General features: G+C 59.8%; 18 protein-coding genes and 1 pseudogene. 9 read left to right on the top strand and 10 right to left on the bottom strand.

Features of this window, described 5'->3' with window-relative positions; all coding sequences use genetic code 11:
- Window position 1: 1 nt before the first annotated feature.
- Together AC2CGW_RS00820 and AC2CGW_RS00815 are read right to left on the bottom strand one after the other, a co-directional pair.
- Window positions 2-781: a nitroreductase family protein gene (locus AC2CGW_RS00820; RefSeq protein ID WP_484573379.1), complete on the bottom strand. Its 780-nt coding sequence runs from the start codon at window positions 779-781 to the stop codon at window positions 2-4.
- Complete coding sequence (locus AC2CGW_RS00815) at window positions 778-1,641, bottom strand: McbB family protein (RefSeq protein ID WP_484573378.1); 864 nt, start codon at window positions 1,639-1,641, stop codon at window positions 778-780. The genes AC2CGW_RS00820 and AC2CGW_RS00815 overlap by 4 nt, the downstream gene beginning before the upstream one ends.
- A 617-nt stretch (window positions 1,642-2,258) precedes the next feature.
- Between AC2CGW_RS00815 and AC2CGW_RS00810 the strand changes: the two are divergent.
- A pseudogene (locus AC2CGW_RS00810) lies at window positions 2,259-2,699 on the top strand (phosphopantetheine-binding protein); the annotation flags it as partial.
- 54 nt (window positions 2,700-2,753) lie between these two features.
- Here the strand turns inward: AC2CGW_RS00810 and AC2CGW_RS00805 are convergent.
- From AC2CGW_RS00805 to AC2CGW_RS00785, 5 genes are all read right to left on the bottom strand, one after another.
- The gene (locus AC2CGW_RS00805; protein ID WP_484573377.1) at window positions 2,754-5,639 is read right to left on the bottom strand and encodes an RHS repeat-associated core domain-containing protein; all 2,886 of its coding nucleotides are present in this window, start codon (window positions 5,637-5,639) and stop codon (window positions 2,754-2,756) included.
- A gap of 111 nt (window positions 5,640-5,750) precedes the next feature.
- Complete coding sequence (dsbG, locus tag AC2CGW_RS00800) at window positions 5,751-6,509, bottom strand: thiol:disulfide interchange protein DsbG (RefSeq protein ID WP_484573376.1); 759 nt, start codon at window positions 6,507-6,509, stop codon at window positions 5,751-5,753.
- Window position 6,510: 1 nt separating this feature from the next.
- The gene (locus tag AC2CGW_RS00795; protein ID WP_186708392.1) at window positions 6,511-7,347 is read right to left on the bottom strand and encodes a TlpA disulfide reductase family protein; all 837 of its coding nucleotides are present in this window, start codon (window positions 7,345-7,347) and stop codon (window positions 6,511-6,513) included.
- Complete coding sequence (dsbD, locus tag AC2CGW_RS00790) at window positions 7,347-9,077, bottom strand: protein-disulfide reductase DsbD (RefSeq protein WP_484573375.1); 1,731 nt, start codon at window positions 9,075-9,077, stop codon at window positions 7,347-7,349. Before dsbD ends, AC2CGW_RS00795 begins: the two co-directional genes overlap by 1 nt.
- A 114-nt stretch (window positions 9,078-9,191) precedes the next feature.
- Complete coding sequence (locus tag AC2CGW_RS00785; RefSeq protein ID WP_186708388.1) at window positions 9,192-11,120, bottom strand: transglycosylase SLT domain-containing protein; 1,929 nt, start codon at window positions 11,118-11,120, stop codon at window positions 9,192-9,194.
- A 235-nt stretch (window positions 11,121-11,355) separates the two neighbouring features.
- Here AC2CGW_RS00785 and AC2CGW_RS00780 point away from each other — a divergent pair, with 235 nt between their 5' ends.
- Window positions 11,356-13,287: an ATP-binding cassette domain-containing protein gene (locus AC2CGW_RS00780; RefSeq protein WP_186666325.1), complete on the top strand. Its 1,932-nt coding sequence runs from the start codon at window positions 11,356-11,358 to the stop codon at window positions 13,285-13,287.
- A gap of 60 nt (window positions 13,288-13,347) precedes the next feature.
- Here the strand turns inward: AC2CGW_RS00780 and AC2CGW_RS00775 are convergent, their stop codons facing one another.
- A complete protein-coding gene (locus AC2CGW_RS00775; RefSeq protein ID WP_186666323.1) occupies window positions 13,348-13,788 on the bottom strand; it encodes a universal stress protein in 441 nt (146 codons plus the stop codon).
- Window positions 13,789-13,897: 109 nt separating this feature from the next.
- Between AC2CGW_RS00775 and AC2CGW_RS00770 the strand changes: the two genes are divergently transcribed.
- The 7 genes from AC2CGW_RS00770 (at window position 13,898) to AC2CGW_RS00740 (ending at window position 22,097) form a co-directional block, all read left to right on the top strand.
- Window positions 13,898-14,335, top strand: coding sequence for a hypothetical protein (locus AC2CGW_RS00770; RefSeq protein ID WP_186666321.1), 438 nt, complete (start codon window positions 13,898-13,900; stop codon window positions 14,333-14,335).
- Window positions 14,336-14,806: 471 nt separating this feature from the next.
- Complete coding sequence (gene fadB / locus AC2CGW_RS00765) at window positions 14,807-16,954, top strand: fatty acid oxidation complex subunit alpha FadB (protein WP_186666319.1); 2,148 nt, start codon at window positions 14,807-14,809, stop codon at window positions 16,952-16,954.
- Window positions 16,955-16,984: 30 nt separating this feature from the next.
- A complete protein-coding gene (gene fadA, locus AC2CGW_RS00760; protein WP_186708386.1) occupies window positions 16,985-18,160 on the top strand; it encodes an acetyl-CoA C-acyltransferase FadA in 1,176 nt (391 codons plus the stop codon).
- A 79-nt stretch (window positions 18,161-18,239) separates the two neighbouring features.
- On the top strand, window positions 18,240-18,491 hold the full coding sequence (locus tag AC2CGW_RS00755; RefSeq protein ID WP_186708384.1) for a DUF1653 domain-containing protein: 252 nt from the start codon (window positions 18,240-18,242) through the stop codon (window positions 18,489-18,491).
- A gap of 100 nt (window positions 18,492-18,591) precedes the next feature.
- Complete coding sequence (gene topA, locus AC2CGW_RS00750; protein WP_186708382.1) at window positions 18,592-21,201, top strand: type I DNA topoisomerase; 2,610 nt, start codon at window positions 18,592-18,594, stop codon at window positions 21,199-21,201.
- An 89-nt stretch (window positions 21,202-21,290) separates the two neighbouring features.
- Window positions 21,291-21,812 (top strand): DUF6586 family protein, encoded by a 522-nt coding sequence (locus tag AC2CGW_RS00745; RefSeq protein ID WP_186666314.1) that lies wholly within the window; start codon window positions 21,291-21,293, stop codon window positions 21,810-21,812.
- A gap of 51 nt (window positions 21,813-21,863) precedes the next feature.
- Complete coding sequence (locus AC2CGW_RS00740) at window positions 21,864-22,097, top strand: hypothetical protein (RefSeq protein WP_186666313.1); 234 nt, start codon at window positions 21,864-21,866, stop codon at window positions 22,095-22,097.
- Window positions 22,098-22,146: 49 nt separating this feature from the next.
- Here AC2CGW_RS00740 and sulA read toward each other — a convergent pair whose 3' ends face one another.
- On the bottom strand, window positions 22,147-22,623 hold the full coding sequence (gene sulA / locus AC2CGW_RS00735) for an SOS-induced cell division inhibitor SulA (protein WP_186666312.1): 477 nt from the start codon (window positions 22,621-22,623) through the stop codon (window positions 22,147-22,149).
- Between the two features lie 13 nt (window positions 22,624-22,636).
- Window positions 22,637-23,245, bottom strand: coding sequence for a transcriptional repressor LexA (gene lexA / locus AC2CGW_RS00730; RefSeq protein ID WP_054894445.1), 609 nt, complete (start codon window positions 23,243-23,245; stop codon window positions 22,637-22,639).
- Window positions 23,246-23,392 lie beyond the last annotated feature (147 nt).

The raw sequence follows: 23,392 nt of genomic DNA, 5'->3' as shown, positions 1-23,392 counted from the left end.
CTCATCCTATTAACTGAACGCAGGCAGGTAAAAACAATGATGGGTTAAGATGAAGTTCCTTTGTCACCTGGTGGTCTGTGAAGCCAGACCAAGGCCGACTTCTAAAATGGTTTTCTTTACAGCAAAGATCCACGAGCATGTACATGGATCCTGTTTCCATGAGCGCCAGGCGATATCCTCGATAGCGGTATTTGAACAAGCTTTTTGGAACATAGATGAAGTATATCAACGCCAGTGTCGGAGTTCCTATGTCGTTCACAAGTGGAGTGATAGCGCGAGACAGGTTGGTGCAATTGATCTTGGGGCTATGTACTTCTAATGCTCTGGAGTCTGGTAGTAGGTGCAGTGCGCCACTGTCGCTTGGCCAGTTTTTTATTGAATTATTTAAGTTTACGCAAAAAACCTCTACTGGATAGAGTGCTCCTCCACTCGGGTAGCCTCGCTTATGAGTGTTTTCTTTGGAAACTAACGGCCTTAGTAAGTTGAGTACGTTTTCGAAGGTTATCACTCGGCTTTCAAAGTGTTCGCAAGAATCCAAGCGACGAAGAGGGTGAGGCGCTGGGAGCGGCGGAATATTGCCGTGATGCTCGGTTTCAAGGGTGTCAAGCTTGAGTTCGTTGCCTGTGAGCTTTTTGAGATCCATCTCGGGAATGTGATGCAGAGTGCTGAGATGCCGTGTAGCTTCATGCAGTGTATAATTCCCCTTTGAATGAAAAATTAGTGTTTCATCGAGCACGTTGTGAGGCATGAATTTCAAATATTGATCATGGTTGACGATCATGGCTTTGGCTCCAAGCACTGGCAAAAGGGCCAATGAATACTAGTGTCTTCAATGATGTGCCCGGTTTCTAGGTTTAGTGTTCTGGAAGCAAGTACTCTATCTTGGGTTATTTTGAATTTTGGCGCTTCAGTCATCTTAGATACAAATACTGTGAGCATGCCGAGTATGAGGGATTTCTGTAGGGCATCAATATTAGCTGTAGGTAGATCAATATCGTTTAATTGACAGAATGACCAGATTTTTGACCAGTGATGGTGGCTTGGTTTCAGTCGTTCGTAGTAAGCTACTCGATCAAGCGTGCAAAATGCGCAAGGGTTTCCGATAGAAGGGACGTGGCACTCTGTTAAATGGAAAAAGTTTCCACTAGCGAATCCTATCACTGCGCCGCAGGTTGGATTTCTATCCAATATCTTTATGTAAGCTTCTCTAAGTTGGTTGGGGTTTATTTTTAGAAATGCAAAAATAAATATTTCTTTCGATCGTCCGTCTGGTATATCGCACGGTGAAGATTTGGAAGGGTTGATCGATATATTTGAGTGTTTCAGGTGTGCTTCTATTTCTTGGCTGATAGGTATGTCGGTGAATAATGTTGCGCTGTTGAAGTAGGGGTGGCTGGTTTTTTCTTCGATTACTTTTATTGATTTTAGAAATTCAATTGCTGGTATGGGTTGAAGCTTTTCATTGGTGGCCAGCTGTTCAAGTTTTTTAGTGTCTATGTAGTTTGAAGGGGCTTCCTTGAGCTTTTGGAGTATGTTGATGATTTTTGTTTCATGGATTTTAGTAAATCCGGCGGCTGAAAATATAATTGGAGCGGGTTCGAAGTTAAGTATTTCGTAGTTGTGAACTCTAATGAATTTCATATGCTTTCCAGAGTTTTTAGACGGGCACCTTGTGTGAGCAAAGGTGCCCGCATTTCTATTATTTTTCTTGGGTCGTATCTACACGGATGGCATTACCGCCACTACCCCCGCTTCCTCCGCTGCCCCCGCTACAACCGCCGCCACCGCCGCAGCCGCCACTACCGCCACAACCGCCAGCACCTCCAGAACCACCAAAAAACTCTGCTTCTACATCGCAGTGGTCCTCGGAACTCAACTTCATGAGGGTTACGCCAAATTGCTCGTTCATTTTTCACCTTTTTTGTTAGACCCCGCAGTTGGGGTGGTGAAAGGTTTAGTTGTCATTTAAGGCGTGGTCAATAGAGGTCACTTTTCTTTTTGTCGGGTGGGTGTTTAATAGGCTATTTTTTTGTGGGTAATTTCTTGCGTGAGGTCCTAGGTAACCTATGAAAAACGTGTAAGAGAATTCCTATGAGCTGGAATCTCTTGCTTCTTGTTTTTTGCTGTACGCCAATTCGATGTGCGCTGTAGGTGGCTTCTAGTTCTGTTGTGAGTAATTTGCTTGGTTTTTATGTTCTTCTAGTCATGGTTTTTACTTGAAGTTATTTCAAAGTGCTACGTAACAGAACTCTGCCTTCCGTCTGCGTACCGGGTTACTGGAGTACATGGTGCCGCTGCACTGGGCCTGGTTCGATAACCTGCCGCACAATTCCAATGGCAAGCTCGATCGCAAGGCGCTGCCGGTCATCGAGATCGGTGGCCAGCACAGCCAGGACTACCTGGCGCCGCGCAGCGAGCTGGAAGAGACCCTGGCCGCTATCTGGGGCGAAGTGCTCAAGGCTGAGCGGGTCGGGGTGCGCGACAACTTCTTCGAACTGGGCGGGCACTCGTTGCTGGCCACGCAGATTGCCTCACGCGTACAGAAGCGTCTGCAACTGAACGTGCCACTGCGGGCGATGTTCGAGTGCGGCACCGTGGAAGAGCTGGCGGCGTATGTCGAAGGGTTGCAGGGCAGTGCGTTGAATGAGGATAAGGTGGATCGGTTGAGTGATCTGATGGCGGAGTTGGAAGGTTCGTAACAGGCCACGACACCAGCGCGGGCAAGCCGCGCTGGTGTCGTGCTGTATTTAACGCTATGCGTTGTTGATGCTCTTTCTACGCATGCTACGCCTGGAATCGCCCATTCTTTTTCTTACCGTCGAAGAGTTACTTGACAGCGTTGAAGAGCTACTGGATAGGCTTGAGCGCCGACTGGAGTTTGAATCATCGTTGGGGGTGTCAGGAAATAGTGTCTCCCGGTTGAGAGTATTCTCTTCGCTCGATGTGCTGTGCGTGCGAGCCAGTGTCGTCCCTTGTTGAGTATCATTTGTATCGGGGTCGTCAATATTGATGGCGAGGTGCTGCGGTGCAGAGAAGTCCTCTTCTGCGTTGGTATGTGCCGATGGAGCAGGCAGGGCGGCCATCTCTATAGCGTCGTGCGTATTCGGGCGCTGTTCCCCATGTCTGGGAGAGTGTGGTCTGCTAATGGCGTTCTGGTGAACGAAGTTTTCGCCCCCCGCGGGGTTTTGATTATCGGGTGATTGAGCATCATTTTCGAACGGGGGAGCCTCGTCAGATTCCAACTGAGTACGGCGAATTTGTTCAGCTTCACGTTGTTTCTTAAACAGCCGATATTGTGCAGAATGTTGGGTCCCGATCGCTGTCATGGAGGAAAACAAGGTTAAATATTGCACGGAGGAATCATTGGGGGAGATCCAGCCCAAGAACATTAAAGTAATCACAATAAAGATGTTAAGCACCCTTAGTCCGCTGGATGCAACATGGAGGCGGCCACCCGATTCTCTCCAGTGCTTCCATAAGGGAGCTGTCAGTGATGTTCCGTTTCTCTCTGCATCTTTGAGTTGGTAGTAGAGGGGTTGGTTGTTCGTGATAAGCGTCGCTATGTTCAGCAGAAGCAGCCAGATGGCAAATATTTCTAAGAGTACAGTCATAAGGGTCTCTGCTGGAGACATCCCCGTAGCGTCACGAAAGCGCAGTGGATTATTTCTATTCGTCCGATACAGATTCGGGCCATCAATAAGCCCACCGGGATCGGCACTCAGCCATCGGCCCAACCCCGTCTGATAGTATCGCCAGCCGTAGTAGTAAAGACCGCTGGCATCGAGCTCCTTGCCGGCATGACGCGACGTACGTTGGGTTAATCCGTCGACTTCCGCTGCTTGCTCATCCAGACCAGCTGTTTCGCCATAGGGGGTGTATTCCTCACGCGAGACGATGTTTCCCACCTCGTCCGTTTCTCCCGCACTGCTGCCCAGATGGTCGCTAAACCCATAGCGCAGGTTAACATCGGTATTCAGGCGATTTTGAATCCAACGCACCTGCTCTATTTCGATGATTACCACATGCTTGAGTGCCAGGGGCTGGCCTTCGAGCGTGCGCAGGCGTACTTCGCAGTCATCGACGTAGGTCGTCAGGGTGGTCTGAATTCCGTTGGCCGTGTGCACAGTACTGATCTTGCGACGTCGGGTGCCGCCATTGGCGTATCGGTATTGCTCGATATCATCTGCCGCACCGCTGGCGCGTTTGACCAGCGGCACCTGGCCCAACTGGTGATCGGCCAACCAAGCCAGTGCCCGGCCATCGACCAATTGTTTCTGCAGGCCGCCAGGCAGGAAGCCGTTGTCTGGTGTCAGTCCGTGGCTCTGGGGCATTGCGCGGTTGCTCTGGGTCGACACACGCAGGTGCTGGGTGCGCTGGCCGGCACCACCGTTGTGACTCAAGGTGACCAGGTTGTCACCGTCGTCGTATTCATAGCGTTCGCTGTAGGGTGTCCAGACTTTGCCGCCCTGGCGGTCGGACGGTCCGAAGGAGGGGGACCAGTAGGTGCCGACCGGGCTGCGCTCGCGCCCGCTTGCCTCGATCAGGCGGTAGAGGGTGTCGTAGGTGTATTTGCGCAGGCCGTCGGCCTGCTGGTTGTCATGCCACTGAGGGTCGGCACCTTGGTCATCGAGGGCGAGGATGTTGCCTGCGGGATCGTAGCCATAGTGCAGGTCGCTGATCAGCAGATAGCCCTGCGCATGGTTACTTGGGCGCTCCGTGCGATGTTGAATCAGGCGCTGACTGGTGGGCGAGTAGTCGTAGAGGTCGACCACACCATTGCCAGACATCTGCGCCACGACCAAGCCATCGGCCCTGCGTGTGACAGCCGCGAGCGCCACGGCCTCCTTGGCACCCTGACGCAAATGCATCTGGCGTACTGCGCCACTGACGTCCAGTGTCTTCGAGCTCGTTACCCCGGCCGCGTTGGTGCGTACCAGCATATCGCCCGCTGCGTTGTATCGGTTAAGGGTAATCAGTACGTCCTCTTCCAGATCATCTTCACTGCTGCCCGCCCAATCGGGTTGTTCAGCTTGAGGCTGCAGCAGTTGTTGCCGGGTTTCGAGAGGTGCGCTGGTCAGTGATAGCAAGGCTGTGAGAGTCAGGCCTGCGTTGTCGAAATGCTTGAGCGTCGCGCCTGCCAGGTTGCGCTGGCGTTCGGGGGCAGTGGCGGGTGCATACACCAGGCGCTCGCGCATACGGGCGATGCCAGCGGCCGGATGTTCGAAGATCGCGCTTTTGCGCCCGCCTTGTTCAGGGGCTTCGTAGGTATGTCTGTGGTGGGTGCCCTGGGCGTTGCAGGTCCACAGCGGCCGACCAGTGGCATCATCAAGCGACAGTGAGGTATCGCCGTCGGTCGTATGCAGCTTCAATTGTTGGCCGCCGAGGCTGGTTACCGTCGTAGCATCGGCCAGCGTCGGTGCCCCTGCCGATACCTGCAGCGCTCGGGCACCGAACTGGCGGACGGTGCGGGTCAGTGGGTCTGCATGGGTGCGGTTACGCAGCAGTTTTGCTGCGGGTATGTCTGCTCCATCCTGTGGGGAGCGCAGCAGGCGCAGCGTCACCGTAGCGCCTGCGGCACTGGACAGCACCGTTACGTCCGGAGTTTCGGCATGGTAGCGCGCAGCGTTTATGGCAGGCATCGGCAATCCCTCGTCTCATCGCCTCCAGTTCACCGATCGCGCAGACGCGAGCGTTCGATAAGGCGAGTCTAGGGAGGCTGCGTCGGTCTTGCACCTGACAGATTTATCAGGTCAACGCTTGCCCAGAATCTTGCCGAGCATTTCCGGGCGCGGCGCGCCCTGTTGGCTCTGCAGTTGTCCGTGTTCATCCTGGTAGAAGATCGCGGGCGTCGCGCCCAACCCCATTTCTTCCATCAACGCCTGGTTGGCTGCGAGTTGCTTCTGTGTGGCTTCGGGAATTGTGTCCAGTGCCTTGAGCGTGCTGGACTTGCCGGCGCTTTCGTGGTCTTGCAGTGCCTTGGCAGGGTCTTTTGCCGACAACAGCGCTGCGGATTTGCCCGGGCTGTCCGGGCGGATGATGCCGACCATGATATGGCGCAGTTGCACCTTGCCCGACTCGACCCAGGGCCGCGCCTGTTGCCAGAACATGTTGCAGTACGGGCAGTTGGGGTCGCTGAACAGGTAGACGATACGTGGCGCATCGGTCTTGCCGTCCTGGATCCAGGCGGTCTTTTCCATCTTCGCCCAGATTTCCTTGCTCATCGGTGTGTAGACCAACTTGTCCAACGGTTCGGCGCTCAGGTCCTGGCCTTGTTCATCGAAAAGGCTGCCAACCAGCACGTGCTTGCCGTCGGGCGTCAAGTACAGGGCGATGCCGTTGTTGTGGTACTCGGCGGCATAACCGCGCAGGCCATTGGGCGCGTCGAAAGTACCCTTGATTACCGCGCCCTTGGCTTCCATCTGCTGGATCGCCTTTGGCCAGGGCTCGGCCTGCGCCAGGGGCGCGACGAGCAGGGCCAGGGAGAGGGGCAGGAGAGCAGTCAGTCGCATGTCATTTTCCTTGTACGGCGGGGGCGGGCGCTACGGCCCGCTCTAAAGGCTCCAGGGCGTTGTGCAGGCTGGCGCGGGATAGCTCGCCGAGGTGGCTGCCGACCAGGCGTCCCTCGGCGTTGTAGAACAGGGTGGTGGGCAGGGCCATGGAGCCGACCCGTTGCGCCAGTTGCCCGCTGCCGTCGAACAGCACGTGATTCAGGCTCAGGCCGGTCGTGGCCAGGAAGGTACTGACGCTCTCTGGTGTTTCGCCTTGGTTGACGAACAGGAAGGTCACGTCGGGGTAGTCGCTCTGGGCCTGTTGCAGCACAGGCATCTCACGCCTGCACGGTGGGCACCAGGTGGCCCAGATGTTGATGACCAGTGGTGTGCCGCGGTAGCTGTGCAGGGCCACCGATTCGCCGCTGGCGTTTTGCAGGCTCAGTTCGGGCAGCTCGGTGCCTTTGCTGTACAGGTGGCTGCCCAGGCTCGCCAGCCCCCAGAACAGTGCGCCGCTGAACAGCGCCCAGCCCAGCGGGCGGCGCAGCCCCGGTCGGCGGCGACCCTGCCACAAGGCAGCAGCGATGAGTCCCGCCAGGCCACTCCAGAGCTGGAAGCCGCCATCGCGAATGTCGATGATCTGCACAGGGTCATCGCGGTACATCGCCCAGTACTCCAGGACGAAGCCCGCACGGGCGCAGAGGAGCCCGACCAGAAACAGGTTGAACAGCGCCGATTCGGGGCTCTCGCCGCCACGGCGAGCGACCCACCAGCCGACCAGGCAGGCGATGCCCAACGCTGCAAGCAACAGCAGGTGGTTCAAGGCCATGGTCAGCGGCCCCAAGGTTACCGTCAGCATCAGCCTTGACTCCTGGTCTGGGCCCAGTGTTGCAGGAATGCACCGGCGTCGATTTCACCGGTGATGCGTCGGGCGCGCCGCTCGTCACCTTCCGGGCCGATCCAGATCAGGCTGGGCGGGCCTGGAACCTGGTAGCGCTGCAGCAATTCGCGGCTGGCGGGGGTGTCGGCGGTGACATCCAGGCGCAGCAGTTGCACGCCGTCGAGGCTGGCCTGGACATCGCCGCGGGCGAACACCTGTTTCTCCATCACTTTGCACGATACGCACCAGTCGGCGTAGTAGTCGACCAGCACCCACTGGTTGCGTGCCTTGGCGGCATCCAGTTCACGCTGCAGGTCCTGTGGGGTGTTGACGGTGATGACCCGTGCATCGTGGACATTACCGGCGGTTGTCGTGCCGCCGCCGGTGAAGGGCTGCAGCGGTTGCCAGAGATCGTTGCCTCCTGCGGCGGCACCGACCAGCAGCAGGCCACCCCAGAGGCTACCGAGTAACGGTAGGGCGCGCAGCGCCGGTAGACGCTGCAGGGCAGGCCAGGCCGCCCAGGCCAGGGCAATCAGCCAGGCGCCGACCAGTGCCAGCAGCAGCGGCTCGGGCAGCAGGCTGCGTAAGGTGTACAGGGCCATGGCCAGGAAGACGAAGCCGAACACGCCCTTGACCAGGTTCATCCAGGCTCCGGGGCGTGGCAGGTAGCGGTTGCCCAGGGTGACCAACAGCAGCAGCGGTACGCCCATGCCCAGCCCCAGGCTGAACAGCACCAGTGCGCCTTGCACCACATCGCCGCTCTGGGCGATATAGAGCAGGGCACCGGCCAGTGGCGCGGTCATGCACGGCCCCATCAGCAGGCCAGAGAGCGCGCCAAGCAACGCTGCGCCATACAGGTTGCCGCCACGTGTTCCCTGACCTGCACGATCGAGGCGATCACGCACGGCGGCGGGCAGTTGCAGTTCGAAGGCGCCGAACATCGGCAGGGCGAGCAACACGAACAGACCCGCCAGGCTGCCCAACAGCCAAGGTTGTTGCAGCCACGCCTGGAGGCTCGCGCCGAGCAATGCCGCGACCACACCCAAGGCGGCGTACACCAGCGCCATGCTCAATACATAGACCCCGGCCAGCACCCAGCCGCGTCGGGCACTTGCGCCATTGCCCATGACCAGTCCGGCGAGGATGGGCAGCATCGGCAGGGAGCAGGGGGTGAACGCCAGCAGCAGTCCCAGGCCGAAGAAGGCCAGCAGGCTCCAGGCCAGGCTGCTGTGTTGCAGGCCGCTGGCCAGGGCCTGGTCGCTGGCTTGTCCGCTGTCGGCTGCGGCTGGCGCAGAGAGCGCAGGCTGGCCGCCCAGGTCGATCACCGTAGTTTGCGGTGGATAGCACAGCCCGGCATCGGCGCAGCCCTGCCAGCCCAGTCGCAGTTCTCCAGTGGCATTGGCGGGCAGCAGCAATTGGAGTTCGGTGCGGTAGACGGCGCTATCACCGAAGAACTCATCGTGATGGTTGAGGGCAGGAGGCAGTTGCGGTTGCTGATCGACGGGAATGCCGTCGAATTTGAGGCGCTTCTGGTAGAGGTAGTAGCCGTCCTTGATTTGGAAATAAAGGCGCATCTGCCCGGAGGGCAGGCGATCCTGACTCAGGACGAAAGCCTGGTTCACCGGCAGGAAATCCGACTTGGGAGCGAAGGGATTGGCCTGGAGCGGGCCGGCGAGCAGGAATGTCAGGAAGAGCAGGAGAACACGCATGTCGACGCCTTGGCAGTGCATTGAGTGCACCATGCTGGAGCAGGCTGATTAACCGAAAGTTAACCCGGTTCGACATGAGGCCCTGCCGGTTGTTCCGGCAGGGCCTTGGTCGGGTCACATGTCGTCGAAGTAGCGCTCGTGCCAGTCCACCAACGGTTGTGGTGCGTTCAGTTTCTGGCCATAGATCACCGAGTAGGACAGCACGTTCTGCACATACTGACGTGTCTCGTCGAACGGAATCGACTCGACCCAGACATCGAAGCTCAGGTGCTTGGCGCCCTTGAGCCACTGACGTACGCGACCGGGGCCTGCGTTGTAGGCGGCCGACGCCAGCACGCGGTTGCCGTTGAACTGGCCGTGTACCTGGCTCAGGTAGGCGGCGCCGAGCTGGATGTTCTTGTCCGGATCGAGCACCTGCGCAGGTGAGGCCAGGGGGATGCTGAACTTGCGCGCGGTCTCCTTGGCGGTTCCTGGCATCAGTTGCATCAGGCCGCTGGCGCCCACCGGCGAGCGGGCATCGTCCATGAAGGCACTTTCCTGGCGGGTGATGGCGAACACCCAGCTGGAGTGCAGGCCGCGGACCTTGGCTTCACGTACCAGGGTATCGCGGTGAGCCATCGGGAAGCGGATGTCCAGGTCGTCCCAGTACTTGGCCTGGCTGATGGTGCGAATGGCCGGGAAGTACCAGCGCAGGTCGTAGGCCAGGCGGGCCTGGGCGACCATTTCGTCACGGTTGAAGTGGCGGCTGACGTGGTACCACTCGCGGCGCCCTTCGACGATCTGGCCACGGGCGTGGAACTCCAGGGCGCGGCGCACGCCGGGGGTGTTGCGCACCTTGTTGATCAACTGCTGGCTTAGCACCAGAGGCTTGTTGTTGAGCTGGTAAGGTGTCTGCGCGCGGTCGGCAGCAAGGAAGCCATAGAAGTCGCGCTCACGCGAGACATTCTTGTAGAGCAGTGGGATCTGCGGGTTGTTCGGTTGTGCCAGCTCCAGGCTGCGCGCCTGCCAGTAACGCCAACGGCTGCTGTCGGCCAGATCCTGGGGCAGGCGGCGGCTCAGTTCGTAGGCTTCTTCCCAGCGCCCGAGACGCAGGAGCAGGCGCATGCGCCATTCGCTGACGGTGTTGTCGCGCAGTTCCGGGTCGTAGCGGGTCATCAGGTCGAGGGCGCGCGGATCGTAGCGCCGCGCTAGCGTGAGGCCGATCTCGCGGGCGATGGCGACCTTCTCGTCGCGGGAGAAATGCATGCGTTGTGCGTAGTCGTCGAGCAGTGCCATGGCTTGCTCGGGATCCTGCCGCGCCAGGCGGCGCAGGCCGAGGCTGACCACATCGGACATCGCCTCGTTGACCGGGGTGAAGCGCGAAGGCTGCTTGAGCAGCTCGGGCTTTTGCGCCACGTCGACCAGCAGCTTGCCCTGTGGGCCGAGTGTGGTGAGCGTTTGCACCAGGTTGTTGGCCAGGCTGTAGTTGCGCGCCTCGGCCGCCAGTTTGGCGCGCTGCCAGCGGCGAGCCTCGGTGAGCTGGCCTTCTGCGGCCCACAGGCCGAACAGGGTATCGCAGGCCGCAGGTTGCGACTTGCCGACGTTCCACAGTTTTTCGGCGGTGGCGAAGCCTTCGGCGCGCAGCCCGTTGGTCAACTGGTACTGGCCGTTGAGGCAGTCCAGTTCTGTGAAGTTCAGCTTCGGGTCATAGTATTTGGCGAAGGTCTTCCAGTCGCCGCGTTCGGCCTGCCAGCGCAACCAGCGCAGTTTCATCCAGTTGGCCTGGGGCAGGTCGCCGTGCTTGGCGAGGAAGCCTTCGATTTCCTCGTTGCTGGCAGTCTTCAGCCGCGCGGTGAGTTCGTCGTAGGCCAGGTAGGGTGTGAGCGGATAGTCGCTGAGCGCTTGGGCATAGCGCAGGTAGGGGCCCTTGTCGCCTTTGGCGAGGGCACGCTTGGCCTCGTCGTAGTACTGGCGCTGCTGGGTGATGTCGATGGCCTGTGCAGCACTCGCGGTCGTGGCGGTGAGCACCAGGCAGGAAACGAATTGGAACAGGCGGCTGCGCATGATACGTCCGGGCAGTTGAACCATGAAAAGTGACGGCGAAGCCAGCACTGTTGAAATCTTGTTTCCTTAGCTTAGCCGTTTGCCTGCGGTGGATGAAAGCATTGGGCTTGTATCGAATCGTTAACGCCGACCACGCGTCGCCAAGCGCGCGCCGTCATCGCATCTGGAATGTCACGCAGGGGCGAAGTAGGCGTGAAAGTCAGGTAGAATGCGCGCCCGGTTTTTGGAGATGATCATGACCCTGCTCAAATTCAGCGATGTGTCCCTCGCGTTCGGCGCCATGCCGCTGCTGGACAAAGTGTCCTGGCAGATCGCCCGTGGCGAGCGGGTGTGCATCATCGGCCGCAACGGCACCGGCAAGTCGAGCATGCTGCGCCTGGTCAAGGGTGAGCAGAAACCCGACGAAGGGGAAATCTGGCGTGCGCCGGCACTGAAGATCGGTGAGCTTCCGCAGGAGTTGCCGGTGGCCGACGATCGCAGTGTGTTCGATGTGGTCGCCGAGGGCCTCGACGGCGTCGGTGCGCTGCTCGCCGAATATCACCACCTGAGCCAGAACATCCAGAATGATGCCGACCTGGACAAGCTGATGCATGTCCAGCACGAGCTGGAGGCCCGCGACGGCTGGCGTCTGCAGCAGGTCGTGGAGAGCACCCTGAGCCGCCTGCAGCTGCCGGCCGACAAGACCCTCGCCGAGCTGTCCGGCGGCTGGCGCCGTCGCGTGCTGCTGGCTCAGGCTCTGGTGTCCGAGCCTGACCTGCTGCTGCTCGACGAACCGACCAACCACCTGGACATCGGTGCCATCGCCTGGCTCGAAGAGGCCCTGAGCGGCTTCAACGGCGCCGTGTTGTTCATCACTCACGACCGCTCGTTCCTGCAGAACCTGGCCACGCGGATCCTCGAGCTGGACCGCGGCGGGCTGATTGACTGGAACGGCGACTACGCCAGCTTCCTGGTGCACAAGGAGGCTGCGCTGGCCGCCGAGGAAACCGCCAATGCGCTGTTCGACAAGCGCCTGGCCCAGGAAGAGGTCTGGATCCGCCAGGGCATCAAGGCCCGGCGTACCCGTAATGAAGGTCGTGTGCGTGCCCTCAAGGCCCTGCGCGTGGAGCGCAGCGAGCGTCGCGAGCGCCAGGGCAGGGCGAACATCCAGATCGAGGTCGCCGACAAGTCCGGCAAGCAGGTGATGGTGCTGGAAAACGTCAGCTTCGCGCACCCTCAGGGGCCGAAGCTGGTCAAGGATTTCTCCATGGTCCTGCAGCGCCAGGACCGCATCGGCCTGCTCGGCGCCAACGGCACCGGCAAGACCACCCTGCTCAAGCTCATGCTGGGTGACCTGGAGCCGACCGCCGGCAAGGTCGATCGCGGCACCAAGCTGGAGGTGGCCTACTTCGACCAGATGCGTCACCAGCTCGACCTCGAGAAGACGGTGATCGACAACCTCGCCGAAGGTCGCGACTTCATCGAGATCGATGGTCAGAATCGCCACGTGTTGAGCTACCTCGGAGACTTCCTGTTCAGCCCCCAGCGTGCACGCACGCCGGTCAAGGCGCTGTCTGGTGGTGAACGTGCGCGTCTGTTGCTGGCCAAGCTGTTCAGCAAACCGGCCAACTTGCTGGTGCTGGACGAGCCGACCAACGACCTGGACGTCGAGACGCTCGAGCTGCTTGAGGAAGTGCTGTCCAACTTCAAGGGTACGGTACTGATGGTCAGCCACGACCGGGCCTTCCTCGACAACGTGGTCACCAGCACCCTGGTGTTCGAGGGTGAGGGCAAGGTGCGTGAGTACGTGGGTGGCTATGAAGACTGGATCCGCCAGGGGGGCTCGCCGAAGCTGCTGGGCGTGACCGAGAGCAAGGGCGGCAAGTCCGAGCTCAACAGTGCGGTGGTCGAGAAGGTTGCGGTCGAGGTCGCCCCGGAGCCCGTGGCGCCTGTGGTGGCCGACAGCAGCAAGAAAAAGCTGAGCTACAAACTGCAGCGTGAGCTGGAGATGCTGCCTGGGCAGATCGATGCGCTGGAGCAGAAGATGGCGGTGCTGCAGGAAGAGGTGAATGCGCCTGGCTTCTATCAGCGGCCGATTGGCGAAACGTCGGACGTGCTGGCCAAGCTCGAGACGTTGCAGGCTGAGCTGGATGTGCTGGTCGAGCGCTGGGCCGAGCTGGAAGGTTGAGTCGATCGAGCCGGCCCTATCGCGGGACACGTCGCAGCGATAGGGCCGGCTCGGGCTATATCATTCTTTCTTCTGCAACCGCACCGCCAGCACATCGCACGGTGCTCCATGCAGGACGTCATTGGCCGTGGAGCCCAGTAGCAGCGCCAGGCCATGGCGGCCATGGCTGCCGACCACGATCAGGTCGCACTTCTGATCCTTGGCCAGTTGGTGGATTTCCTGGCGCGGCTGGCCGTAGGTCAGGTGCGAATCGCCGCGATTGATGTCTGGATATTTGTTGAACAGGCGATCCATGCGTTCCTTGGCCTGGTCGAACTGCTGTTGCTGCAGTTGCGACAGGTCCATCGGCACGTCGCCACCAAATGCCATGGCCATCGGCTCGACGATATGCACCAGCGAGACCTTGGCGTTCGACGGTTTCGCCAGTGCCATGGCACGTTTGATCACTGGGTCGCATTCTTCGGTCAGGTCGACGGCAACCAGAAGATGTTCGTAGGACATGAGCGGCACTCCTGACAATCGCAATAGTGAAAGTATGGTCGCTTTCTGGCAGGCCTTGCGTGAAAAAGACTAACCCGCTCATTTGCAACGCTTTATGGGAACTACAGATATGACGGTATGGCTGGTGGTGTCAATCCTTGCGCTGATTCTCAGCCCGCTGGCCTGGTTGCGACCGTCGCGCAAGCAGAGCGAACAGATGAGCCTGCGCCTGGAGGGGCGGCGCATGGGTCTGGCGATGCAGCTGGCGCCCCAGGAGTGGCCGCACTGGCTGGAAAACCAACCGCCAAGCCCGTGCCCACAGTACTACCGCGGGCGGCGCAAGGGGCGAGAGGATAGCTGGTGCTACTGGCAGGTCAGCCCGGGCGTGTGGTGGAACAAATGGCGCGAACCCTGCCAGGAGCCACGTCTGGCGGAGTGTTTTGCGCGGTTGCCGGCCAGTGTCTACAAGGTGGAGGCCGATACCCGCATGATCGCCTTGTACTGGAGCGAGCGCGGCGAAAAATCTGTATTGCAGGATATTGCCCACACCCTCGAAACCCTCGCCTGAGGCATGCGCAAAAAAAAGTGGGAGCAGGGCAACCCTGATCCCACAGTGGTGAAGCTGGCCAGGCAGGCCGGGAAAACATTCGATTCGAGGGCAGTGTAGACCCTTGTCTCCAATGTGCACATGAAAAATCAGCAGGCTGGCAGCGCAACTGACCCCACCAGCCATTGGCCGATCGTCGACATGAATGATCGACAATCACTGTCATCATGTTTTATCCCCTGGTGTTACAAAATGACTGGAAAGTCGCGTTTTCCGGGTGCTTTCGAGCATTTGACAACGCCGACCTTTTCGGAGAATGTGTGCGTACCCAAATCAAACGGGCGTATGAATTGAGCGTTTGTATGTTCACATCGCTCGTACAGAATCCCGACTAGCGCGCTGACGGGTGTGCCTGGGGGAGGGGCGTAAAGCCGGCCTTCCTGCCAGTGATCGGCGTGTACAGTTCAGCTTCCATATCGTGGAGATCAGTTGATGATTTACGAAGGTAAAGCCATCACGGTTAAGGCTCTTGAAAGCGGCATCGTCGAACTGAAGTTCGACCTCAAGGGTGAGTCCGTCAACAAATTCAACCGCCTTACCCTGAACGAGCTGCGTCAGGCCGTAGACACCATCAAGGCCGACGCCTCCATCAAGGGTGTGATCGTCAGCAGCGGCAAGGACGTGTTCATCGTCGGTGCCGACATCACCGAATTCGTCGACAATTTCAAGCTGCCCGAAGCCGAGCTGGTGGCCGGCAACCTGGAAGCCAACCGTATCTTCAGCGACTTCGAAGACCTCGCGGTGCCAACCGTCGTGGCCATCAACGGCATCGCCCTGGGCGGCGGCCTGGAAATGTGCCTGGCGGCGGATTACCGCGTCATGTCCAGCAGCGCCAAGATCGGCCTGCCGGAAGTCAAGCTGGGCATCTACCCGGGCTTTGGCGGCACCGTTCGCCTGCCGCGTCTGATCGGCTCGGACAATGCCATCGAGTGGATCGCCTCGGGCAAGGAAAACCGCGCCGAAGACGCCCTGAAAGTGGGCGCCGTCGATGCCGTGGTCGCCCCTGAGCTGCTGCAGGCCGGTGCCCTGGACCTGGTCAAGCGCGCCATCAGCGGAGAGCTGGACTACAAGGCCAAGCGTCAGCCCAAGCTCGAGAAGCTCAAGCTCAACGCCATCGAGCAGATGATGGCCTTCGAAACCGCCAAGGGCTTTGTCGCCGGTCAAGCCGGCCCGAACTACCCGGCTCCGGTCGAAGCCATCAAGACCATCCAGAAGGCCGCCAACTTTGGCCGTGACAAGGCCCTGGAAGTCGAAGCCGCAGGCTTTGCCAAGCTGGCCAAGACTTCGGTCGCCGAGAGCCTGATCGGCCTGTTCCTGAACGATCAGGAGCTCAAGCGCAAAGCCAAGGCCCATGACGAGATCGCCCGTGACGTGAAGCAGGCTGCCGTACTCGGCGCCGGCATCATGGGTGGCGGTATCGCCTACCAGTCGGCGGTCAAGGGCACGCCGATCCTGATGAAGGATATCCGTGAAGAAGCCATCCAGCTGGGCCTGAACGAAGCGTCCAAGCTGCTTGGCAAGCGCGTCGAGAAAGGTCGCCTGACCCCGGCGAAGATGGCCGAGGCACTCAACGCCATTCGCCCGACCTTGTCGTATGGCGATTTCGCCAACGTCGACATCGTCGTCGAGGCCGTGGTCGAGAACCCAAAGGTCAAGCAGGCGGTGCTGGCCGAGGTGGAAGGGCAGGTCAAGGAAGACGCGATTCTGGCGTCGAACACCTCGACCATTTCGATCAACCTGCTGGCCAAGGCCCTCAAGCGTCCGGAAAACTTCGTTGGCATGCACTTCTTCAACCCGGTGCACATGATGCCGCTGGTCGAAGTCATTCGTGGCGAGAAGTCCAGTGAAGTGGCGGTCGCCACCACCGTGGCCTACGCCAAGAAGATGGGCAAGAACCCGATCGTGGTCAACGACTGCCCGGGCTTCCTGGTCAACCGCGTACTGTTCCCGTACTTCGGCGGCTTCGCCAAGCTGGTCAGCGCAGGCGTCGATTTCGTGCGCATCGACAAGGTCATGGAGAAGTTCGGCTGGCCGATGGGCCCGGCCTACCTGATGGACGTGGTCGGCATCGACACCGGCCACCATGGTCGCGACGTGATGGCTGAAGGCTTCCCGGATCGCATGAAGGACGATCGCCGCTCCGCCGTCGACGCCCTGTACGAAGCCAATCGCCTGGGTCAGAAGAACGGCAAGGGCTTCTATGCCTACGAAACCGACAAGCGCGGCAAACCGAAGAAAGTCGCCGACGCGTCCGTGCTGGACGTGCTCAAGCCGGTGATCTTCGAGCAGCGTGAAGTCAGTGACGAGGACATCATCAACTGGATGATGGTGCCGCTGTGCCTGGAGACCGTGCGCTGCCTGGAAGATGGCATCGTCGAAACTGCAGCCGAGGCGGACATGGGCCTGGTCTACGGCATCGGTTTCCCTCCCTTCCGCGGTGGTGCGCTGCGCTACATCGATTCGATCGGTGTTGCCGAGTTCGTTGCCCTGGCCGATAAGTACGCCGATCTGGGTCCGCTGTACCACCCGACTGCGAAGCTGCGTGAAATGGCCAAGAACGGCCAGCGCTTCTTCAACTGAACGGCCACGAGCTAGAGCGAGATTATTGATATGAGCCTGAATCCAAGAGACGTGGTGATTGTCGACTTCGGTCGCACGCCGATGGGCCGTTCCAAGGGTGGCATGCACCGCAACACCCGCGCCGAAGACATGTCGGCGCACCTGATCAGCAAGCTGCTGGAGCGCAACGACAAGGTCGATCCGAAGGAAGTCGAGGATGTGATCTGGGGCTGCGTCAACCAGACCCTGGAGCAGGGTTGGAACATCGCGCGCATGGCGTCGCTGATGACCCCGATCCCGCACACCTCCGCCGCCCAGACCGTCAGCCGCCTGTGCGGCTCGTCGATGAGCGCGCTGCACACCGCTGCCCAGGCGATCATGACCGGCAACGGCGATGTATTCGTGGTCGGTGGTGTCGAGCACATGGGGCACGTCAGCATGATGCACGGCGTCGACCCGAACCCGCACCTGTCCTTGCACGCCGCCAAGGCTTCCGGGATGATGGGCCTGACTGCGGAGATGCTCGGCAAGATGCACGGCATCACCCGTGAGCAGCAGGACCTGTTCGGTCTGCGTTCGCACCAGTTGGCTCACAAGGCCACCGTCGAAGGCAAGTTCAAGGATGAGATCATCCCGATGCAGGGCTATGACGAGAACGGCTTCCTCAAGGTTTTTGACTACGACGAAACCATTCGTCCCGAGACCACCCTCGAGGGCCTCGCTGCGCTCAAGCCGGCGTTCAACCCCAAGGGTGGCACTGTCACCGCCGGTACCTCGTCGCAGATCACCGACGGTGCCTCGTGCATGATCGTCATGTCCGGCCAGCGTGCCATGGACCTCGGTATCCAGCCATTGGCCGTGATTCGTTCGATGGCAGTAGCCGGTGTGGATCCGGCGATCATGGGTTATGGCCCGGTGCCTTCGACTCAGAAAGCCCTCAAGCGCGCGGGTCTGACCATCGCCGACATCGATTTCTTCGAGCTCAACGAAGCCTTCGCCGCACAGGCCCTGCCAGTGCTGAAGGATCTGAAAGTGCTCGACAAGATGGATGAGAAGGTTAACCTGCACGGCGGCGCCATCGCCCTGGGCCACCCGTTTGGTTGCTCCGGTGCACGGATTTCCGGCACCTTGCTCAACGTCATGAAGCAGAATGGCGGTACGCTGGGTGTGGCGACCATGTGTGTCGGCCTGGGTCAGGGCATCACCACTGTCTTCGAACGCGTCTGATCGCTTCGCGGGACAGCAGCCGGGGCCTAGTGCCCCGGTTTTTTGTTTTTTACAGGATTTGTTCAAGAGGGTGGGCAGCATGCAGATACAACCAGGCGTATACCGGCATTACAAAGGGCCTGAGTACCGTGTCTTCAGCGTTGCGCGGCACTCGGAGAGCGAAGAGTGGATGGTGTTCTACCAATGCCTGTATGGTGACTATGGTTTCTGGGTGCGTCCACTTTCGATGTTCCAGGAGTCGGTCGAGGTTGACGGCGAGCAGGTGCCACGCTTTGCTTTGGTCAAGGCCGAAGAGGGGCTCGCGGCACTGGCCGGGAAGCCCTGCGAGTGATCGACCGCGCTTGACCTCACTCTTTTGCCACTATATATAGCGGTGCCGCGTCCGGCACCTGACGCGTTTTTCATCTTCAGATTCAGGAATACTCCGATCCATGGGCAAATCGCTGGTCATTGTGGAATCCCCGGCCAAGGCCAAGACCATCAACAAGTACCTGGGCAGCCAGTACGTGGTGAAGTCGAGTATCGGCCATATCCGAGACCTCCCCACCAGCGGTTCGGCCAGTACGGCCAAGGAACCGGCGGCCAAGCGCGGCAAGACCGCGGGTGAGGCTCCGGCGCTGACGCCAAAGGAGAAAGCCCGGCGCCAGTTGGTGGCGCGCATGGGCGTCGACCCGGAGGCCGGCTGGAAAGCCAAGTACGAGATCCTTCCCGGCAAGGAGAAGGTGATCGATGAGCTGCGCCGCCTGGCCAAGGATGCCGACACCATCTATCTCGCAACCGACTTGGATCGCGAGGGGGAAGCCATTGCCTGGCACCTGCGCGAAGCCATCGGGGGAGATGACAGCCGTTACAAGCGCGTGGTGTTCAACGAAATCACCAAGAAGGCCATCCAGGAGGCGTTTTCGCAGCCTGGCGACCTGGATATCGCTCGGGTCAATGCCCAGCAGGCGCGGCGCTTCCTCGATCGCGTGGTGGGCTACATGGTTTCGCCGCTGCTGTGGTCCAAGATCGCCCGTGGCTTGTCTGCCGGTCGTGTGCAATCGGTAGCAGTGAAACTGGTGGTCGAGCGTGAGCGCGAGATCCGTGCGTTCAATCCCGAGGAGTATTGGGAGGTCCATGCTGACCTGGGTACTGCGAAGAACGCCAAGGTGCGCTTCGAAGTGGCGCGCGAGAACGGCGAAGCCTTCAAGCCGTTGAACGAAGCGCAGGCCATGGCGGCGCTGGAGAAGCTCAAGGCTTCCAGTTACAGCGTGATCAAGCGTGAGGATCGCCCGACCAGCAGCAAGCCGTCGGCGCCCTTCATCACCTCGACCTTGCAGCAGGCGGCAAGCAATCGCCTGGGCTTCGGGGTAAAGAAGACCATGATGATGGCCCAGCGTCTGTATGAAGCCGGTTACATCACCTATATGCGTACCGACTCGACCAACCTGTCGACCGATGCCGTTGAAATGGCGCGCAGCTACATCGAAAGCGAGTTTGGCAAGCAGTACCTGCCGGCCGCTCCGGTCGTCTACGGCAGCAAGGAAGGGGCACAGGAGGCGCACGAAGCGATTCGTCCGTCCGACGTCAACACCCATCCGACCAAACTCAGCGGCATGGAACGCGATGCCGAGCGCCTGTACGAGCTGATCTGGCGCCAGTTCCTGGCCTGCCAGATGCCACCGGCGCAGTACCTGTCCACGAGCGTCACCGTGGCGGCTGGCAACTTCGAGTTGCGTGCCAAGGGGCGTATTCTCAAGTTCGACGGTTACACCCGCGTATTGCCTCAGCAGGCCAAGCCGGGCGAGGACGACGTGCTGCCGGAAATGGGGCAGGGCGAGACGCTCAAGTTGATCCAGCTCGATCCGAGCCAACATTTCACCAAGCCGCCAGCGCGCTTCACTGAAGCGAGCCTGGTCAAGGAAATGGAAAAGCGCGGTATCGGTCGTCCGTCGACCTATGCAGCGATCATTTCCACCATCCAGGACCGCGGTTACGTGACCCTGCACAACCGCCGCTTCTACTCCGAAAAGATGGGCGACATCGTCACCGAGCGTTTGTCGGAAAGCTTCTCTGATCTGATGGACTACGGTTTCACCGCCGGCATGGAGGAGAACCTCGATGATGTGGCCCAGGGTGAGCGTGACTGGAAGAACGTGCTCGATGAGTTCTACGGCGATTTCAGCAGAAAGCTGCTGGCGGCCGAGTCCGCCGAGAATGGCATGCGTGCCAACCAGCCGACCCTGACCAACATTCCATGCAAGGAATGTGGTCGCCCCATGATGATCCGTACCGCGTCCACCGGAGTGTTCCTCGGCTGTTCGGGCTATAGCCTGCCACCGAAAGAGCGCTGCAAGGCTACTGTGAACCTGGTGCCGGGCGACGAAATCGCGGCGGATGACGAAGGTGAGTCCGAGTCGTTGGTGCTGCGCGGCAAGCACCGCTGCCCGATCTGTTCGACGGCGATGGATGCCTATCTGCTCGACGAGAAGCACAAGCTGCATATCTGCGGTAACAACCCGGATTGTGCCGGCTACGAGATCGAGGAAGGCAGCTACCGTATCAAGGGGTACGAAGGGCCGAGCCTTGAGTGCGACAAGTGCGGCAGCGAGATGCAGCTCAAAACCGGCCGCTTCGGCAAGTTCTTCGGTTGCACCAACCCGGCGTGCAAGAACACCCGCAAGCTGCTCAAGAGCGGTGAGGCGGCGCCACCGAAGATGGACAAGGTGGAGATGCCGGAGCTCAAGTGCGAGAAGGTCGATGACACCTACGTGCTGCGTGACGGTGCCTCGGGCTTGTTCCTGGCGGCAAGCCAGTTCCCGAAGAATCGCGAGACCCGTGCGCCATTGGTGCTTGAGATCATCCCGCACAAGCACGAGATCGACCCCAAGTACCACTTCCTCTGCGATGCGCCGCAGAAGGATCCGGACGGTCGTCCGGCGGTGATCCGCTATAGCCGCAAGACCAAGGAGCAGTACGTGCAATCCGAGGTAGACGGCAAGCCGACAGGCTGGAAGGCGTTCTACGACGGCAAGGCGTGGAAGGTCGAAGACAAGCGCTGATTCTTCGGTGTTTTGATTAGGGCCGCTTTGCGGCCCTAATCATTTATGATGCAGCTATTCGCCTTGCTGCCTATGGGAGGTCATCCGAAATGGCCCAGGAACTCTACACCCGCACCAACCAGAAACTGTTCTTTGCAGGCCTGGCCCTCGAGTCCATGGCCAAGGCAGGGCAGAGCCAGGCCATGAACGCCCAGGGCCTGATCCAAGCTGAGCGCGAAGCGGCGTTGTTCCATCTGTATGGGGCGTTGCTCGGGCTGTGTCACGAGATTGCTGGTTTCTATCGCTTGCCGCAGGCGAAGGCGTCCCGTGCGGAGCTGTTGCTTGACGATGAAACGCTGAAGACCGTTGCCATTCCGGAAATGGCCGAGATGCTTGAGCTGGCACGCCAGCCGCAAACCTGGCTGGCGCAGTTGATCAAGGCTTATGCCGATTTGTTCCAACCACCGGTCGCGAAGAAAGTCGCCAAGACCGATGTCACCCAGCCGTTGATTCAGGCCGTCAATCTCGATGAAGTCGAGGAAATCGTGCTGTCTCGGGAACAGTTGGAAGAATGGCGGCAGAACCTCAAAGGGCTTGTAAGACGTTTCCGGGAAGCGTTGAGTGAGTGCTGACAATCTGCGCGGCTGGTACACTACTCGCCTTTCGTGAACAGCAGGCCCTTTATGTCAACGTCCTTTCTAGAAATTGTCGAATTGCCTGATGGCCGGATCGAACTGCGCCGTGCCGAGGACGAGGGTTCGCTGGTTACCCTGGATTTCTCCGAAGATGCCAAGGCATTTCTTCAAGGGCAGCATGTAGAAGTGGCCAAAGCCATGCTCAGCGTTGGTGTGCAGATGGCAGGTAAATTGATCGAAGGCGACTTCGAGCGTGATGAGGGGCCGCGTGTTCTGCATTGAACACGCCAGTTGAGTCATCATTGCAGATCGTACAGGCAAAGCCTGAACATCAGCCGAGGCGGATGTTCAGGCTTTGTGCGTTTCCGCAGGTGGCGGCACGAACGAGCTGTTGGCGGATGCTGGTATTGACGTTGCCGAGCCAGCTGACCACGGTGTGACTATGGCCCAGGCGTAGCGCTTCGCAGGCCAGTTGCAGGGCGCTTTGGTTGCTTCCGGGGTGCAGCAGCAGGATGCGTTCGCGATTCAGGCCCGCCTCACGCAGCCAGGTTTGGGTGAGGCTGGCCGGCGGTGCGATCAGTGTCAGCCAGCGCGCATCATCTTCTTCGCTCAGCTCGCGCAGGATAGGGGCCAAAAGGCTCTGGCAGTGCCCTGGCGCGCCGCGCAGGGACAGTTCACTGAACAGTTCAGGTTGGCCGGGCTTGCGCGGTTCCTCTCGACTTTTCAGGCCTGGCAGTACCGGCTGTGCGAGAAAGGCTTCGAACAATGGCAATTGTGCGGGCTGCGATAAATGGGCGGACTGCTGCATGACGCCTCCTGGATCAGCGGCGAATGACGCCGACGCTCAAGCCCTCGATCACCAGCTCCTGATCTTTCAGGTCGACTTCGATGGGGGCGAATTCGGGGTTTTCGGCAATCAGCCAGACCTTGCTGCCCTCGCGCTTGAAGCGCTTGACGGTAACTTCGTCACCGATGCGGGCGACCACGATCTGGCCGTTGCGGGCTTCGCGGCAGGTGTGCACGGCGAGCAGGTCGCCGTCGACGATGCCGATATCCTTCATGCTCATGCCGTGGACGCGCAACAGGTAGTCGGCGCGGGGATGGAAGAAGGCTGGATTGATGTTGCAGGATTCCTCGATGTGCTGCTCGGCGAGGATCGGGGCACCTGCTGCAACACGACCGATGATCGGCAGGCCGCTGTCGTCAGGCTTGGCTTCGAGGCCAGGGATGCGAATGCCGCGGGAGGCGCCAGGCGTCATCTCGATGGCGCCTTTGCGCGCCAAGGCCTTGAGGTGCTCTTCGGCGGCATTGGGCGACTTGAACCCTAGCTCTTGTGCGATTTCTGCGCGGGTAGGCGGGAAACCGTTGTCTTCGAGGCAACGTTTGATGAAGGCCAGGATCTCGGCTTGGCGTGGCGTCAGTTTCAGCATGGCGAGTGGCTCTGTCTTTTTATACAGTGACTGGGATTATATACAGTACGGGGGCTGCTGCAAGCGCCGCGCTTCAAGAAAATCGCCGCGATCTGCCAGGCGTTGTGCCCAGCCCTTGATATTTGTGGCTTGCAGCTTGAGCCACGG

It is taken from the genome of Pseudomonas sp. SYWMCR5 (genome assembly GCF_057197165.1).
This window is presented reverse-complemented; position numbering and strand designations above follow the sequence as displayed.